The organism is Burkholderia puraquae (assembly GCF_002099195.1).
In the GTDB taxonomy this organism is placed as follows: domain Bacteria; phylum Pseudomonadota; class Gammaproteobacteria; order Burkholderiales; family Burkholderiaceae; genus Burkholderia; species Burkholderia puraquae.
The window spans coordinates 129489-145208 of record NZ_NBYX01000001.1; the positions used below are offsets into that span (position 1 = coordinate 129489).

The 15720-nt window shown below is 66.7% G+C and carries 15 protein-coding genes; 3 read left to right on the top strand and 12 right to left on the bottom strand.

Features of this window, described 5'->3' with window-relative positions; genetic code table 11:
• Positions 1 to 39: 39 nt before the first annotated feature.
• Together B7G54_RS00590 and B7G54_RS00595 are read right to left on the bottom strand one after the other, a co-directional pair.
• Positions 40 to 816 (bottom strand): class II aldolase/adducin family protein, encoded by a 777-nt coding sequence (locus B7G54_RS00590; protein ID WP_085037274.1) that lies wholly within the window; start codon positions 814 to 816, stop codon positions 40 to 42.
• Positions 791 to 1684, bottom strand: a complete 894-nt coding sequence (locus B7G54_RS00595; protein WP_085037275.1) for an urea transporter — start codon at positions 1682 to 1684, stop codon at positions 791 to 793. Before B7G54_RS00595 ends, B7G54_RS00590 begins: the two co-directional genes overlap by 26 nt.
• A gap of 258 nt (positions 1685 to 1942) precedes the next feature.
• Here B7G54_RS00595 and B7G54_RS00600 point away from each other — a divergent pair, with 258 nt between their 5' ends.
• Positions 1943 to 2503: a putative glycolipid-binding domain-containing protein gene (locus B7G54_RS00600; protein WP_085037276.1), complete on the top strand. Its 561-nt coding sequence runs from the start codon at positions 1943 to 1945 to the stop codon at positions 2501 to 2503.
• Here B7G54_RS00600 and B7G54_RS00605 read toward each other — a convergent pair.
• From B7G54_RS00605 to B7G54_RS00625, 5 genes are all read right to left on the bottom strand, one after another.
• Positions 2458 to 3375 (bottom strand): alpha/beta fold hydrolase, encoded by a 918-nt coding sequence (locus B7G54_RS00605; protein WP_085037277.1) that lies wholly within the window; start codon positions 3373 to 3375, stop codon positions 2458 to 2460. The genes B7G54_RS00600 and B7G54_RS00605 overlap by 46 nt on opposite strands.
• A gap of 4 nt (positions 3376 to 3379) precedes the next feature.
• Positions 3380 to 4285 carry a metal-dependent hydrolase gene (locus tag B7G54_RS00610; RefSeq protein WP_085037278.1) on the bottom strand — a complete coding sequence of 302 codons (906 nt, stop codon included), beginning with the start codon at positions 4283 to 4285 and terminating at the stop codon, positions 3380 to 3382.
• Complete coding sequence (locus B7G54_RS00615) at positions 4282 to 5217, bottom strand: SDR family NAD(P)-dependent oxidoreductase (protein WP_085037279.1); 936 nt, start codon at positions 5215 to 5217, stop codon at positions 4282 to 4284. The genes B7G54_RS00610 and B7G54_RS00615 overlap by 4 nt, the downstream gene beginning before the upstream one ends.
• 21 nt (positions 5218 to 5238) lie before the next feature.
• Positions 5239 to 6822, bottom strand: coding sequence for a flavin-containing monooxygenase (locus B7G54_RS00620; protein ID WP_085037280.1), 1584 nt, complete (start codon positions 6820 to 6822; stop codon positions 5239 to 5241).
• A gap of 246 nt (positions 6823 to 7068) precedes the next feature.
• On the bottom strand, positions 7069 to 7740 hold the full coding sequence (locus B7G54_RS00625) for a lysoplasmalogenase (RefSeq protein ID WP_085037281.1): 672 nt from the start codon (positions 7738 to 7740) through the stop codon (positions 7069 to 7071).
• A 432-nt stretch (positions 7741 to 8172) separates the two neighbouring features.
• On the opposite strand from B7G54_RS00625, the gene speB reads away from it, so the two are divergent.
• A complete protein-coding gene (speB, locus tag B7G54_RS00630; protein ID WP_085037282.1) occupies positions 8173 to 9141 on the top strand; it encodes an agmatinase in 969 nt (322 codons plus the stop codon).
• Between the two features lie 237 nt (positions 9142 to 9378).
• Here speB and B7G54_RS00635 read toward each other — a convergent pair whose 3' ends face one another.
• Entirely contained in the window at positions 9379 to 10674 is a 1296-nt protein-coding gene (locus B7G54_RS00635) for a citrate synthase family protein (RefSeq protein ID WP_085037283.1), read from the bottom strand.
• Between the two features lie 102 nt (positions 10675 to 10776).
• Between B7G54_RS00635 and B7G54_RS00640 the strand changes: the two genes are divergently transcribed.
• A complete protein-coding gene (locus B7G54_RS00640) occupies positions 10777 to 12210 on the top strand; it encodes a CoA transferase (protein WP_085037284.1) in 1434 nt (477 codons plus the stop codon).
• A 325-nt stretch (positions 12211 to 12535) separates the two neighbouring features.
• Here B7G54_RS00640 and B7G54_RS00645 read toward each other — a convergent pair whose 3' ends face one another.
• From B7G54_RS00645 to B7G54_RS00660, 4 genes are all read right to left on the bottom strand, one after another.
• Positions 12536 to 12760 carry a hypothetical protein gene (locus tag B7G54_RS00645; RefSeq protein ID WP_085037285.1) on the bottom strand — a complete coding sequence of 75 codons (225 nt, stop codon included), beginning with the start codon at positions 12758 to 12760 and terminating at the stop codon, positions 12536 to 12538.
• Between the two features lie 277 nt (positions 12761 to 13037).
• On the bottom strand, positions 13038 to 13241 hold the full coding sequence (locus tag B7G54_RS00650; RefSeq protein ID WP_006485974.1) for a cold-shock protein: 204 nt from the start codon (positions 13239 to 13241) through the stop codon (positions 13038 to 13040).
• A 526-nt stretch (positions 13242 to 13767) separates the two neighbouring features.
• On the bottom strand, positions 13768 to 14748 hold the full coding sequence (locus B7G54_RS00655; protein WP_085037286.1) for a sulfonate ABC transporter substrate-binding protein: 981 nt from the start codon (positions 14746 to 14748) through the stop codon (positions 13768 to 13770).
• 123 nt (positions 14749 to 14871) lie between these two features.
• Complete coding sequence (locus B7G54_RS00660) at positions 14872 to 15711, bottom strand: MerR family transcriptional regulator (RefSeq protein WP_085037287.1); 840 nt, start codon at positions 15709 to 15711, stop codon at positions 14872 to 14874.
• Positions 15712 to 15720 lie beyond the last annotated feature (9 nt).

Here is a 15720-nt window from a genome sequence, read left to right on the forward strand (position 1 = left end):
GGTTGGGGGTGAACGATTCGGGGGATACCGGCGGCGGCGTCAGTCGCGATACGTCGGATCGATCCGGTCGAGCCGGCGCAGCAGCGCCGGCCATTCCAGTTCGCCCTCGATCGCACCGCCGTCGCGCAGTTGTTCGGCCGTGCGGCCGGCGACGGCTGGGTCGGGCAGCACGAGCGGCCCGCCGCCGGCCTGTGCGCGCACCTGGATGTCGCACGCCTTGATCAGCGTATCCATCAGCACATAGGCTTCGGCCACGGTGCGGCCGACCGTCAGCGTGCCGTGATTGCGCAGCAGCATCGCGGATTTCGCGCCGAGGCTCGCGGTCAGCCGCGCGCCTTCGGCCGGCGAGAACGCGAGCGCTTCGTAGTCGTGGTACGCGAGGTCGCCGTGAAACCGCAACGCATGCTGCGACGCGGGCAGCAGCCCGTCGCGCTGGATCGACACGGCGATGCCGGCCGTATTGTGCAGGTGCATCACGCACGCGGCGTCGGCGCGCGCGGCATGCACGGCCGCGTGCAGCGCGAAGCCCGTCACGTTGACCGCATGCTCGCCGTCGCCGATCCGGTTGCCGGCCACGTCGATCTTCACGAGATTCGATGCGCGGACTTCGTCGAACGTGAGGCCGAACGGGTTGATCAGGAAGCGGCCGGGCTCGCCGGGCACGGTCGCGGAAAGATGCGTGTAGATCAGGTCGTCCCAACCGTTCAGCGCGACGAGCCGGTATGCGGCGGCGAGGTCGACGCGCATCTGGCATTCGGCGTCCGAGATCGGGCCGCCGGGTTTCACGGCATCAGGACGGTGTGCGAATGACGACATCGGGTTCTCCGAGGGTGAAGCGGCGCGCGACGGCCACCGTGACCCACGACGCGAGTGCGAACGGGGCCGTGAACGCGGGCATGCCGGCGCGCGTCGCGAGCCATTGGATCAGCGCGGCCAGTGCGGCGGCCGCGAGCGCAGCACGCGGGCCGCGCGGCATCAATGCGAGCGCGGCGAGCGCGCCATTGAAGCCGAGCAGGCCGTCGGCGAACGACGCGCCGCTGGCGCCGAGCGCGACCAGCAGCACGGACGACACGCACGCGCCGCCGAGCGCGAATGCGGCCGCGCGGCGCGACGCTGCGGCGATGCCGGCGACGATCAGCACGCCAGCCCACGCGCCTTGCGCAAAGGTGGTTTGCGCAACGCCCGAGAGAAGGGCGTCGGCGGCGGAAGCAAGCGTCAGCGCAGGGCCGGCCGTCGAGCCGCCGGCATGCTGCGGCGCGACAAACGGCAGCCACAGCGCGGTGACGATGAGGCACGGGCTCGAATACGGGCACTGGCGCCAGCGGGTGAGCGTTCCACGCATCGCGCGCTGCACGAGCGCCGCGCCGATCGACGCCAGCTGCACCAGCGCGACGGCGGCAAGCGGATCGGGCGCGAACGACACGGCGATCAGCGCGGCGAGCGCGCCGTTGAAGCCGTGCAGCCCCTGTTCGACGTCGCGGCGCTCGGCGTCCGTCAGCACAGCGGTCATGCTGGCGGCGGCCGAGCCGACCAGCGCCGCGCTCGCGAGCCGCAGGTCGGTCAGCGCCAGCGCGGCGAGCAACAGCGCGCCGGTGAGCGCATTCGCCTGCAGCACGATCTGCCCGATGCCGCGCAGCAGGATACGCAGGTCGATCGACGGCGAGACGGGGCGGGCGGTAGGCATGATGGCGGCGTAACAGGACGAGCCGCGAGCATAGGCCACAATCCCATGCACCGTAATAGGGAATTCTGGATAGTCAGGATTTGTGGGCGGCGCACCAGATCGGGGAGTACGGATGTTCCTCCGTGCTTGAACGCCGCTGCGTCGGCGCATTCAGGCGCGTTGTTTTTTCTGCTCATGAATTCGGGGCGGCGGCTGGCGTTGTCGTCAGCGGATTTGTGCCACGATGTCCCGCATCGAGGAAAACCGGGAGGCGGAAAGATGCGCGAAGTGCGTTGGGCGTCGCTCGAAGGCGACGGGGTCGAACATCTGGCGTTCGATCGAAGCGGCGGCGGGATCGTCGTCGAAAGCGCGGTGGTCGGCCAGCGATACGGCCGTGCGTACGGGCTCGCGTATCGCGTCGAGTGCGACGCGCAGTGGCGCGTGACCTGCGCGGTGCTCAAGGTGATGGGCGGCGGCACGCTCGAGTTGCGCAGCGACGGCGCCGGCCACTGGCGCGACGGCTCGGGCCGCGCGCTGCCGGCGCTCGACGGCTGCATCGACATCGATATCGCGGCGACGCCGTTCACGAATTCGCTGCCGATCGGCCGCCTCGGGCTCGCGCGCGGCGAGCGGCAGCCGATCGACGTCGCGTACATCTCGACGCCGGACCTGAAGGTCACGCCGGTCAAGCAGGCCTACGCGTGCATCGAGCCGGGCCGGCGCTATCGCTACGAAGGGATCTTCCGCGACTTCACGGCCGAGATGGAGATCGACGACGACGGGCTCGTCGTCGATTACGAGACGCTGTTCAGACGCCTGCCGGCGCCGGCGGTGCGCTGAACCCGGGCCGCGGCCGGGGCGAGCGCCGGCCGCTCCTGCGCGGACGCGAAGCGGTCGATCCGCGACGCGATCATGTCGGGGTGGCGCAGCACGATCCAGTGCGTGCCGTCGATTTCCTCGCGCACGTGGTCGCCGAGCCAGCGGTCGAGGTCGACCGACATCTCGGGCGTCACATAGCGGTCGCGCACCGGCACCAGGATCTGCACGGGCGCCTGCGCGTACCGTTCGCGCGGCTTGCGTGCCCGTGCGATGAAGTTCGCGCGGTACAGCTGCAGGCCGTTCAGCGCGTTCTTCAGTTGCACGGGATCGCGTTCGGCACGCACGCGTTCGGTGAGCTGCAGCCAGCGCGGCCACAGTGCCGCGCCACCGAGCCGCCACACCAGCGACGGCACGAGCGGCAGGTGGAAGAACGCGATGTACCACGACTTCAGGCTCTGCTTGAGCCGCATCTTCGCGCGGAACACGTGATCGAGGCACGGGCCCGAGATCGACGTGTACGACGCGATCCGGCCGCGGAACGCGGGGTCGGTCACGGCCTCCCAGCACTGGATCGAGCCCCAGTCGTGGCCGACGAGATGGAACGGCCGGCCGCCGCAGGTCGCGTCGGCCACCGCCTTCAGGTCGCCGGCGAGCCGTTCGAGCGTGTAATCGGCGCGGCGGCGCGGCGCATCGGATGCGCCAGCGCCGCGCACGTCGTACGCGATCACGCGGTAGCGCTTCGCGAGCCGCGCCCGGATCGGCGCCCACACGGCCGCCGAATCGGGGTAGCCGTGCACGAGGATCAGCGGCGGGGCGCGCCGCGACCCGCTTACGTAGACGGCGAGTTTCACGTCGCCGGACTGGACGGTCAGCATCTCGTGGGCGCGCGCCATCGCGTCATGCCTGCGGAACCGGGTGCAGCGGCACGCGGCGCGGGGCGGCTTGCGTCGCGTAGCGCGCGTTGGTCGCGTCGATGTTCTCGAGCAGCGTGTCGAGCCCCTGCAGGTACTGATGGTTGTCGTGATCCCACGGATGGAAACCCGGGCGGAAGTAGTCGAGCCATTCGCGCGCGATGCTCGGGAACACGCCGTGCTTCGGGCCGTACAGGTACTTCACGAGGCGCCACATGCCGCCGAACTTGCCGTGTTCGCGACGATGCGCGCGCATCAGGCGCACGTGGAAATCGAACACGATCGTCCAGAAGAACACGGTCGTCGTCAGCATCGTGCCCGTGCGCAGCAGGTAGCTGCCGAGGCCCGGCTTCATCACGGTGGTCCATACGTCGTACGACACGGCCTTGTGCTCGGTTTCCTCCATCGCGTGCCACATCCACATCTGCTGGTAGCCTTCGACCGAGCCGTCGATGCGGTGCTCGTGGCCCGACAGCAGCTGGTTCGCGAGGATCGCCGTGTAGTGCTCGAGCGCGATCGTGATCGCGAGCTGCATCGAATGCGGCAGCACCTTCTTGAACCAGCCGAGGATCGTCCACAGGCGCTTGTCGAGTTTGTGCGCGGGCAGACCCGACGCTTGCAGCAGGTCGTTGTATTCGATGTGCTCGCGCGTGTGCATCGCCTCCTGGCCGATGAAGCCGAGCACCTGCTTCTTCAGCTCGGGATCCTCGATCCGGTCGCGGTAGTTGCGCACCGAATCCATGAAGAAGCGTTCGCCGGCCGGGAACAGCAGCGACAGCGCGTTCATGAAGTGCGTGACCGGCACGCCCTGCACGTGCCAGTCCTTCGCGCGTTCGGGCGGCAAAGCGAAACGGATGTCGCGCCGCACGGGCATCATGTTCGGGGTCGTCATGATTGTTCACCTCCCTGATTGCCTGCGTTGTTGTAGGTGGCGTGCAGCGGTGCCGGCGCCGGCGTGCCGCGTGCGGCATGGCGGCGGGCCTTCGCGGCCTCGCGGCGCGTTGCGAGCACGACGAGCGCCTGGTAGGCGGCCGGCAGGATGCGCGCCATCCAGTCCCCGGCCTTCGCATCGCGGCCGATCAGCACCCGGCGCTTGTTCCGGCGTACGCCGGCGAGAATCGTGCGCGCGGCGTCGTCGGCAGTCGTGATGAAGAACTTCTCGAACGTGTCCCGGCCTTGTTGCTCGCTTGCGACCATGAAGCCGACCATGTTCTTCGAGACGCGGCTGGCCTGCGCGATGTTCGTGCGGATGCCCCCCGGATGCACGCAGGTTGCCGACACGCCGCACTTCATCATGTCGAGTTCCTGGCGCAGCGATTCGGTGAAGCCGCGCACCGCGAACTTGGTCGCGTTGTAGCCGCTCATGCCCGGTTGCGCGAAGATCCCGAACAGACTCGACGTGTTGATCACGTGGCCGTCGCCTGCTGCCTTCAGGTGCGGCAGGAACGCTTTCGTGCCGTGCACGACGCCCCAGAAATTGATGTTCACGATCCACTCGAGATCGCTGTATTCCATCCCTTCGATCGTGCTCGACAGCGCGACGCCCGCGTTGTTGAAGATCAGGTTGACCTTGCCGTGTTCCTTCGCGGTGTCGTCGGCCCACGCGAACATCGCGTCGCGGTCGCCGACGTCGAGCATGCGCGTCGACACGCGCACGTTCGGCGCGATCGCGCGGACGATCCGCTCGGTTTCGGCGAGGCCGACGCCGTTCTTGTCGGCGAGCGCTACCTGGCAGCCGGCCTGCGCGAGCTGGATCGCGAGCGCGCGGCCCATGCCCGAGCCGGCACCCGTGATCGCGGCGACCTTGTTGGCGAAATCTCTCATGTCGGTGGCTCCTTGTCTGGCTCAGGCCGCTTCGGCGGAAGTGGAGGCGGAAGCAGCGGGCGCGGCGACGGGCCGCGCGGTCGTGTCGTGTTGCGGCGCGCGATACGCGTGGTAATCGGCGATCGAGAAGCGCGCGGTCGCCTGGCGGAAGCGCCACGTGAAGCCCGGCCACAGCGTCGTGTTCTTGCCGGTGCGCGGATCGAGGTACCAGCTCTTGCAGCCGCCCGTCGACCAGATCGCCTTCTTCAGCTTGCCCTGCAGGTCGCTGTTGAATTGCGCCTCGACGAGCGGGCGCACCTCGATCGCATCCGCACGCTCGCGACGCATCGCCTGCAGCGCGCCGAGGATGTACTCGATCTGCGACTCGATCATGAACACCATCGAGTTGTGGCCGAGGCCCGTGTTCGGGCCGACGATCATGAAGAAGTTCGGGTAGCCGGGCAGCGTCGAGCCGAGATACGCGTGCGCGCCGTCGCGCCATGCGTCGACGATGTCGAGCCCGCCGCGGCCGATGATCGCGCCGCGCGGATACGGGTCGGCCACCTGGAAGCCGGTGCCGTAGATCAGGCAGTCGACTTCATGACGCTTGCCGTCGGTCGTCACGACCGCGTCGGCTTCGATGTGGTCGATGCCGGTCGTGATCACGTCGACGTTCTTGCGCGACAGCGCCGGATAGTAGTCGTTCGAGATCAGCACACGCTTGCAGCCGAGCGTGTAGTTCGGCGTGACGGTCTTGCGCAGCGCCGGATCGGGAATCTGCTTGCGGATGTGGCGCAGCGCGAGCTTCTGCACGTTCTTCATCAGCGACGGATGGATCGCGAAGCCGAGCACGCGCGATTCGAGCATCCAGTAGATGCTGCTGCGCACGGCCTTCTGCGTGAACGGCAGCGTGCGGAACAGCCATTTCTCGAAGCCGGTCAGGTTGCGGTCGGGCTTCGGCATGATCCACGGCGGCGTGCGCTGGAACAGCGCGAGTTCCTTCACGCGCGGCGCGATCTGCGGCACGAACTGGATCGCGCTCGCGCCGGTGCCGATCACCGCGACGCGCTTGCCATCGAGCGCATAGTCGTGATCCCACTGTTGCGAGTGGAACGCGCGGCCCTTGAAGTTCTCGACGCCGGGAATCGACGGCAGCGCGGCGCGCGACAGCCCGCCCATCCCCGACACCAGCACGCGCGCGGACAGCCGCTTGCCGTTTGCGAAGGTGAGGCGCCAGCGTTGCGCGGCCTCGTCGTACTCGGCGCGCTGCAGTTCGTGGTTCAGGCGCAGGTGCGCGCCAATCCCGAAGCGCTGCACGCAGTCTTCCAGATAGGCGCGGATTTCCGGCTGCGGCGCGAACATGCGCGTCCAGCGCGGGTTCGGCGCGAACGAGAACGAATAGACGTGCGATTGCACGTCGCATGCACACCCGGGGTAATGATTGTCGCGCCACGTGCCGCCGACCGACGCGGCCTTCTCGAGGACGACGAAGTCGGTCACGCCTGTTTGCCGCAGGCGGATTGCCATCCCGAGGCCGGCGAAGCCGGTGCCGATGATGGCGATATCGATGGTTTCGTCCAGGCCGTCGTGGCCGGGCGGACCGAAAGGCAACGTGCGAGCATTCATCCGGGTGTCTCCGATTTGGCTCATTTTCTAATGTTACATTGTTTGATGTAACGATAGTGGGTGAACCCGGAAACCGCAAGAGGCTAGAAGCGGCGCTCTAAGGGCCGGAAGCCAGACGGGAAAAGGCTGAGCGGAGTTTGGAACGGACCACTTTCCGCATGGCGGGACGCGCGGAAAGGGCCGTCGATAGGGCGAGAGAGACAGTCGACGAGGCCGCCGGTGCGCGGCGGTCTGTTTGAAACGGTATCAGGGACGGATCGGGCGGGCGGCCGTCTCATGGAAAACCCCGGCCACGATCGTGACCTGCGCGAGCGCGTAGAGGCCCCAGATCAGGTAATCGATGCCCGGAAAGCCGCCGAGGAAGCGGCCGACGCCGATCAGCGTATCGGAGCCGACGAAGATCAGGCTGCCGATGGCCGTCAGCGGGCCGCGCGTGCGGGCGGCGAGCGCGAAGCTCGCCATCGCGCACAGCACGAGCATGTAGACGGCAACCGGCGCCAGCAATTCGCCGAGGTGAGGGAAGAAGGCCGCGTAGAACGCCGGCGCGGCGATCCACAGCCCGACGAGCGCGACGATGCGCCAGCCGTGCGGCCGGGCACGCCAGCGCATGAAGATCGCGCAATAGCACAGGTGGGTGAGCAGGAACGCGCCGAGGCCGAGCACGAACGACAGCGGCCAGTCGGGCAGCGCGAGCAGCACGTCGCCGAGCACGGCAGTGACGAGCGCCGCGCACAGCCACGTGCGTTCGCGTGGCGCGGCACAGGTGCTGCCCGCCGCGAGCAGCAGGATGCCCATCGCGGCTTTCGCCGCGGCCTGGCCGGGATAGGGCGCGGCGGCGAGCGACAGCCCGTACAGCAGCGCGGCGACGGCGGCGAGCGGCCAAAGCCGGCGGTAGGTGGCGGGAAGCGTGGCGATCAAGGCGAGTGTCTCCGGTTTGTTGTTGTCTGCGGTGGACGGCCGCGGTCGAGGGCGCAGCAGTCGGCCATTATCCGGAAGAACGGACACGGGAAAACCGGCGAATCCTTCTAGGAAACGACCGGGATCACCGTGCACAGGATTGCCCGCCGGTGCAGCGATCGGGCAATGCCGGGCGCCGATGCCTGGGCGCGGCCGCCGGATTTCTCCGCGCGTTGCCCCGGTTGAACCGGGGCAACGACTTCAATTCGGCTTGCTATGATCGCCGCGGTATTGCCGTTGTCGATGCGGTTGCTGCTGTAGCTGTCGTTGTTCCGCCCGGCCGCGCGACAGGATGCGCAAGCCGGTGCGAGCCCGATGAATCCATGCCGTGCCCGGCCCGTGTGCCCATGCGAAGCGGGGCGGGCTGGCCTCTCCACGAAAACAGGTCCGACCATGACCGAACTTCTCCACGGCGACGGCGCGATCCGTCGCACGACGCCGTACGGCTCGTCGATCGAAAACACCTATGCGGGCGTGCTGTCGTTCATGCGCCGCAACTATTCGCGCGAGCTCGACGGCGTCGACGTCGCGATCTCAGGCGTGCCGCTCGACCTCGCGACGACCTATCGCTCCGGCGCGCGGCTCGGCCCGGCCGCGATCCGCGCGGCGAGCGTGCAGCTCGCGGAGCTGCATCCGTATCCGTGGGGCTTCAACCCGTTCGACGATCTCGCGGCCGTCGACTACGGCGACTGCTGGTTCGACGCACACAACCCGCTGTCGATCAAGCCCGCGATCATCGAGCATGCGCGCACGATCCTCGGTTCCGGTGCAAGGATGCTGACGCTCGGCGGCGACCACTACATCACGTATCCGCTGCTCGTCGCGCATGCGGAGCGCTACGGCAAGCCGCTGTCGCTGATCCATTTCGACGCGCACTGCGATACGTGGGCCGACGACGATCCGGACAGCCTCAATCACGGGACGATGTTCTACAAGGCCGTGAAGGAAGGGCTGATCGATCCGGCCACGTCGGTGCAGGTCGGGATTCGCACCTGGAACGACGATTTTCTCGGGATCGAGCGACTCGATGCGGCGTGGGTGCACGACCACGGCTCGCGCGCGGCGGTCGAGCGGATCGTCGACATCGTCGGCGCGCGTCCCGCGTACCTGACGTTCGACATCGACTGCCTCGATCCGGCGTTCGCGCCGGGTACGGGCACGCCGGTCGCGGGCGGGCTGTCGTCGGCACAGGCACTCGCGATCGTGCGCGCGCTCGGCGCGGTGAACCTGGTCGGCGCGGATGTGGTCGAGGTGGCGCCTGCGTACGACCACGCGGACATCACGGCGATTGCGGCCGCGCATGTCGCGTGTGACTTGCTGTGTTTGTGGCGGCAGAAGAAGGTGGCGGGGACGCTGAAGTAAGCAAGCAGGCCGAGCACGCGCGTGCCGACAGCGCGGTGTGCGCATCGCCGGATCGATGCGCCGTGTCCTGTTTGCATGCCGTGGGGCCGGCGAAAAATCTTCGCGGATTTCCATGGGGGCGTTCGCCGACCCGTTGGCGATGTTTGCGAAACGTCAGCGGGCGGCCGCTTCCGTACGCCAGCGAGGCAGGCGTTGGCGTGTCACCGAAAATGTGCGACGACGTCATCAAGCGAAAAACTATCGGCTCTTGAACAAGGCGGCAAGTACGTCGTCTTCCGGAGACGTACGATGCGGCGTGTGCGGCTTTCCCGATCGTCCGCGGGATCGCGAATGCGCCGTCCCGGCACCGGTGCCGCCTGGCCACGTTCCCGTATAAACCGCACGCGGCCTGATGAGATCGGATTGCTCGCGCTGTTCCAGCCCGTGCGCGATCCATCCGATCGAGCGGCCAAGCGCGAACAGGCCGAATGCCGCGCCGACGGGAAGCCGCAAATGTCGGCGCAGAGCCACCAGCGCGAGATCCACGGAGGGTTTCTGGCCGACGAGCGCGCTCCCTGCATCGATCATCCTTTTCCATTGAGGATGGCGCGGCAGGATCCGCGACAGCAGATACGTCGCGCGCACGTCGCCGTCGGGATAGAGCGCATGGCCGAAGCCCGGCAGGCCATCTCCCCGGGCGAGACGCTCGTTCATTTTTTGTTCGACATCCTTATTGCCCAGTTCGTCCCACAGCGCTTCGCCACGCGCGGTGGTGGCGCCATGTCGCTCTCCCGACAGGCCGGCCAGGCCGCCGACCACGACCGCCCGCAAGCTTGCGTTCGTCGACGCGATGCATCGCCCCGTGAAGCTCGACGCGTTCAGTTCGTGATCCGCGCACAGCACGAGCGCCGCCCTGATCAGCTCGGCGCCTGCAGGCCCGACGCCCCATGCCCGCGCGCATTGCACATGGATGGGTGCCGTATCGATCCGGGTTCGCAGCAGGCATGCGGCCAGAATCCGCACGAGATCGCCGCAGCCCTGCGCCTGACGATCGGGCGATTGCTGCCAGATCGCCGTTGGCGCGTCCTCGCTTGCGACGGTGAAGAGCGGCAGCAGGGCCTGCTCGGCGCGTTGATCGCCGTAGTGCCTGAAGAGTGTGCGAAGCACCGCCGGCGTAGGGGGAACGTGACGGCCGAAAGCGGTCGGCTCGTCGCATCGCCATAGCAGCGCCGCGACTTCCTCGAGACTCGCGCGGGAAGCGAGCTCGCGTGCATCCGCGCCGCGATAGAACAGCTGGCCACCGTCGATCAACGTGATGCTCGATTCGAGCACGGGCGAGCCCCAGTTCAGCGCAGCCTTCGCCACTTCCTTCGGCTTGCGGCCGCGTGCGCGTTGATCCGCGAGCCGGTCGACATCGGCCGCGAGGTAGCGGCTTTCACGGTGATTGCCGCACGGTTCCGCGCGAAGCAGGCCGCGGCTGACATACGCATAGAGGGTTTGCCGCGAGACGCCGAGCCTTGCCGCGGCTTCGGTCGAATTCAGGTAGTTCGACATCGTACGCAGGGGGAATCGTTCGACAGGTTGATCAGGATAATCAACGTTGACAACAAATGCGAGCGAGACGATCTTTGCCTCACCTAATCATGCGAGGCGAACATGCGTGTCGATCAAATGTCGAGGGAGCGGGCCACGGCCGATGAGGATCGGGCGTCGCGTTATCTGCGGGCGTTCTGGCTGGCGGCGGGTGGGTCTCAGGCTTTCATCGAGTCGTGCAGCTTCAGCGGGTCGGGAGAGCTGGTCTCCGTGTTTCGCGTAACCGATATGGCCGCCGCGGCGATCGGAGCGGCAGGGACGGCCGTTGCCGAATTGCTGCATGTGTCGACCGGAGCGTTGCCGGCGGTGCGAGTCGACCGGCGCATGGCGTCGCTGTGGTTCGGCACGTCGCTGCGTCCGCAGGGCTGGACGATGCCGCCGCAATGGGATCCGGTGGCCGGCAATTATCGGGCGCGCGATCGCTGGATCCGGTTGCACACCAACGCGCCGCATCATCGACTGGCCGCCTTGTCGGTGCTCGACTGCGCTGCGGATGCGCAAGCGGTCGCGCAAGCGGTGAGTCGCTGGGATGCCGGTGCGCTCGAAGACGCGATCGTCGAGCGCGGCGGATGTGCCGCGGCGATGTACTCGGCGCAGGAGTGGGCCGAGCATCCGCAGGGCAAGGCGGTTGCAACTGAGCCCCTGCTGCATGTTCATGCCGCGACGGATGTTGTTGCGCATGCCTGGCGGCCTGCGAGAGACAGGCCGTTGCGCGGCATTCGCGTGCTCGACCTGACGCGCATTCTCGCTGGCCCCGTGGCGACACGGTTTCTTGCGGGCCTGGGCGCCGACGTGCTGCGCATCGACCCGTATGGCTGGGAAGAACCGGGCACGGTACCCGAAGTCGTCCTGGGCAAGCGGTGTGCGCGGCTGAACCTGAAGGATGCCGCGGATCTCGATACGCTCAAGCGGTTGCTCGGCCGCGCGGATATCGTCGTGCACGGTTACAGAGCCGATGCGCTCGCCCGCCTCGGGCTCGACGCCGCACAACGGCGCGAACTGAATCCCGCACTCATCGACGTGTCGCTCGACGCATACGGCTGGACCGGTGCGTGGCGTTGCCGGCGCGGCTTCGACAGCATCATTCAAATGAGCACGGGAATCGCCGAGGCGGGCATGCGCGTGACGGGCAGCGATGAGCCGGTGAACCTGCCCGTTCAGGCCATCGACCATGCGACGGGCTACCTGATGGCGACGGCCGCCATCCGTGGGCTGACGACGCGAATGCAGCAGGGTGTCGGTACCGAGGTTCGCGCGTCGCTGGCGCGAACGGCGGCTGTGTTGCAGCTGCGTTCGGAGCCCATGAGCGAGGTGGTTGAACGGGTGGCCGACGATCAACGTGATCGCGCGGGGCAGGTCGAGCCGACGTCGTGGGGGCCGGCATTGCGGCTTCGCCCGCCATTGCAGATCGACGATGCACCGCTCGCATGGTTTTATCCGGCACGCGCACTAGGTGCGTATGAACCCGAGTGGTTGTCTTCGAACGAAGCTCTTTGAAGCGGCGTGTGAATCAGTGGTGGTGAGTGGCGGCGGGGCGGCCACGGCGATGCATGTCGCCTGGCGCGCAAACTGCTGGAACACGCGGCCGAAGCGATCGGCGGCGTGTTTCCCGATGCGCGTCCCATCGTGTCCCTGGCTGTCGACCTGGGCGCGCCCGATCAGGTGGAACGCGTTCGGGACACGCTGGCAGAGCGGTTCGAGACCCTCGATGTCGTGATCAATGCGGCCGAGGGAGAAGGTGGAGGGCGCGTTGGAGCAAGCAGGCAGCCGCAGGCCGCCTGCGCATTGCGCACGTCGCTGGATCGATGGCCGGGCGTTGCCTTTAACCGCGCGTGTCGACCCAGTTGCGCGCCCAGCGGGCCGAATGCTGCAACGCCTGCTCTTCACTCGTGAAGTAATCGAGCGAATAGAACTGGTAGCGGCCTTCGGTGCGTGCGCTATCGGCGCGTTCTAGCAGCAGGTTGGATGAAAAACTACCGTCGGGCAAACGATGCGCCGAGGGTTGAACGGCATAGCCGTTGTATTGTTGAATTCGTTTGTTTTGCATTTTAATTTTAATGATGTTCGAGTGCCCGCGTGCCGTGCGAAATGTGCACGGGCGCGCTGATTCAAAGCCATTGCGAGCCGAATCTGAAGCAGTCGTAAAGCGAAAAAGGGCTTGGCAGCCAGAGGGGGAATGAAGTGCAACGAGGCGTGTGGCGCTCGGCAAGCTGTTGAATCAACAGATGCAGCTAAGAGCAATCGCGCCAACTTTGGGAGACCAATCTCCGCGAGGGTGTCGCTGCAACCCGGCGTCCGTTACCGGAGGCCGGGTCCTTCAAACTTTACAGCGGCTTGATGTTAGCCGCTTGCAGACCCTTCGGGCCTTGCTTCGTTTCGAAGCTTACCTTCTGATTTTCAGCCAGCGTCTTGAAGCCGTCGGCGCGAATTTCGGAGAAGTGAGCGAACAGATCGTCGCCGCCGTTATCCGGCGTGATGAAGCCAAAGCCTTTGCTGTCGTTGAACCACTTGACGATACCGGTATCCATGAAGATTCCTTGAGAAAAAAATACGAAGAGTTGCTCTGTAAAGGAGCGCGTGAAGCGTCAAGGAGGGAGAGGACAACGAATACCGCTGGGAAGCGAGCAATTGATGAACAGCAATCGGACTTCTTGAACTTCAGGCAGCACATTAACCGCTGGGCGGTGCCGGCGTCAATCGTTAACTTGTAACTGTTTCGCGAGGCCGTCCGTTTTGCGAACGAAGCGATGTGGCCCTGCCTGATTGCGCGCGCCACCCGGCATGACGCGCAGGCTGGACAGGGCCTGATGTGGCCGGTGGCTCTGAACGGCCCGAGGCGGCCACATCGCCTTATCCCAAGCAGCCATTCGAATCAGGGATCACCTTGCGACGGAATTGCTTCGCGGTCGTTCACGATCAACATGAAAGCGAGACCCGTGCTCTGGACGAACGCCGACAGTTCGTCCCGCGTTTCCCGAAAATTCGACAAGAGCAAAGAGGCCGACGAGTCGTGTGCCCATCGGCGTTTTTGACCATATGCGCGCTGCGTTCTCGCTACTTCGCCGCGAGCGCATTCTGCACGCTTTTGTCGACCCACGCGTTGTCGGCCACGCTCAGCTTCTGCGGAATCAGCTTCGCCGCATAAAACGCATCGGCAACACCTTGCTGGGCCGCGACGATCCGGTCGTCGAGCGGCACCGCGCCAAACGGGACACGCTTGATCCACGTCTCGACGAGCGGTTGCGGCAGGCCGACCTTCGGTGCGATCAGCGCGGCCGTGTCGGCCGGATGCGTGCCGACCCACTGGCCCGTCTCGCGCGCCTGCTTCAGGATCGCGCCGACCACGTCGGGATGCTGCTGCGCGAAGTCCCGCGTTGCTTCGTAGAAGTTGTTGGTCGCCGTGAGGCCCGTGTAGTCGGACAGCGTGCGCACCTTCAGCGCATTCTGCGCGGCAGCATAGTACGGATCCCAGACGACCCACGCATCGACGTTGCCGCTCTCGAACGCGGCGCGCGCGTCGGCCGGCGCAAGATACACGGGGCGGATTTCGTCGTAGCGCACGCCGGCCTTCTTCAGCGCTTCGAGCAGCAGGTAGTTCGCACTCGAGCCTTTCTGCAGCGCGATCTTCTTGCCGCGCAGGCCGGCGACCGAACGGATCGGCGAATCGGCTTTCACGAACACGGCTTCGTTGTGCGGCGCCGGCGGTTCCGCGCCAACATAGACGAAGTGCACGCCGGCTGCCTGTGAGAACACGGGCGGCGGCGCGCCCGTGTAGCCGAAGTCGATGCTGTTCGCGTTCAGTGCTTCGAGCAGTTGCGGGCCGGCCGGGAATTCGAACCACTGGACGCCATAGCCGAGCGGCTTGAGCCGGGCTTCGAGCGAACCTTGCGCCTTGATGACCGACAGCAGGCCGGCCTTCTGGTAGCCGATGCGCACGACCTTGTCGGCGCCGCCTTGCGCGAAGGCCGATGCGGCGGACAGCGCGACGAGCGTGACGGCGGTGGCGTGGGCGACCCAGCGGGTGAAACGAATCATCGAACGGACTCCATGCAAAACGTCTTCGGGCGAGCGGCGGTGCCGCTTGGTTGGAAGAATCGTCGCATGGGCGATCACGCCCGCAAACGAAGCATTGCCGATATCAATATGACGGCGGCGCGCCTATGCTTCGTCGCTGTCGTTTTCCGAGGCCAGCGTGCCGGACTGCCGCGCGGCCTCGTCGCTGAGCTTCTTGTCGAGGATCGTCGCGACGCGGCCGCCGAGATAGGCGCTGGCCGCGGTTTCGAGTGCGCGGTTCGTCTCGCCTTCGACGAACACGGCCGCGAGCGGGCGCAGGCGCCAGATCGCGTCGACCAGCTCGGGCACGTCGGTGGCGGGCGGAAGCGTGCCGGCGTCGTAGCGATCGAGCCGCTTCACGACGAGATCGACGAGCAGCCGCGCGATCGCGTCGAAATGCGGCCGCGCGAGGCTGATCACGTCGAGCAGTTCGCGCGGCGGGATGCCTTCCTTCGTCATCGCGGCCGCCGCTTCGAGCAGCGCGGGGCTCTTCGCGACGAACGACAGGCCGCGCCGTTCGAGCAGGCCGAGTTCGGTCACGCGCGACAGCTGCGTGGTGGCCTGCGGGCCGAACATCTGCGCGAGCGCGGCGAGCGAGTAGGTTTTCGGCAGTTCGTGCGACCAGCGGCCGCCGATCGCGTTTTCGAGGCCGAGGATCGAGCGCAGGTCGTGGCCTTCGTCGATCGCCTTGATCAGGTCCTGGATGTTCGACAGCGTATAACCGCGTGCGAGCAGGTGATTGATCAGCTTCAGGCGCGCGACGTGCGTGTCGTCGTAGATGCCGACGCGGCCGCGCTTTTCAGGCGGCGCGAGCAACCCGCGATCCTGGTAGGCGCGGACGTTGCGCACGGTCGTGTCGGACACGCGTGCAAGCTCGTCGACCGTGTACTCGTTGCGGGAGTCCGGCGCCGCCTCGTCGGGTGTGGAATGAGTCTGTTTTGACATGCGGCCATT

Coding starts and splice junctions, on each gene's coding strand:
- B7G54_RS00590 (WP_085037274.1), bottom strand. CDS start 816: ATGTCGTCATTCGCACACCGTCCTGATGCCGTGAAACCCGGCGGCCCG.
- B7G54_RS00595 (WP_085037275.1), bottom strand. CDS start 1,684: ATGCCTACCGCCCGCCCCGTCTCGCCGTCGATCGACCTGCGTATCCTG.
- B7G54_RS00600 (WP_085037276.1), top strand. CDS start 1,943: ATGCGCGAAGTGCGTTGGGCGTCGCTCGAAGGCGACGGGGTCGAACAT.
- B7G54_RS00605 (WP_085037277.1), bottom strand. CDS start 3,375: ATGGCGCGCGCCCACGAGATGCTGACCGTCCAGTCCGGCGACGTGAAA.
- B7G54_RS00610 (WP_085037278.1), bottom strand. CDS start 4,285: ATGACGACCCCGAACATGATGCCCGTGCGGCGCGACATCCGTTTCGCT.
- B7G54_RS00615 (WP_085037279.1), bottom strand. CDS start 5,217: ATGAGAGATTTCGCCAACAAGGTCGCCGCGATCACGGGTGCCGGCTCG.
- B7G54_RS00620 (WP_085037280.1), bottom strand. CDS start 6,822: ATGAATGCTCGCACGTTGCCTTTCGGTCCGCCCGGCCACGACGGCCTG.
- speB (WP_085037282.1), top strand. CDS start 8,173: ATGACCGAACTTCTCCACGGCGACGGCGCGATCCGTCGCACGACGCCG.
- B7G54_RS00635 (WP_085037283.1), bottom strand. CDS start 10,674: ATGTCGAACTACCTGAATTCGACCGAAGCCGCGGCAAGGCTCGGCGTC.
- B7G54_RS00640 (WP_085037284.1), top strand. CDS start 10,777: ATGCGTGTCGATCAAATGTCGAGGGAGCGGGCCACGGCCGATGAGGAT.
- B7G54_RS00645 (WP_085037285.1), bottom strand. CDS start 12,760: ATGCAAAACAAACGAATTCAACAATACAACGGCTATGCCGTTCAACCC.
- B7G54_RS00650 (WP_006485974.1), bottom strand. CDS start 13,241: ATGGATACCGGTATCGTCAAGTGGTTCAACGACAGCAAAGGCTTTGGC.
- B7G54_RS00655 (WP_085037286.1), bottom strand. CDS start 14,748: ATGATTCGTTTCACCCGCTGGGTCGCCCACGCCACCGCCGTCACGCTC.
- B7G54_RS00660 (WP_085037287.1), bottom strand. CDS start 15,711: ATGTCAAAACAGACTCATTCCACACCCGACGAGGCGGCGCCGGACTCC.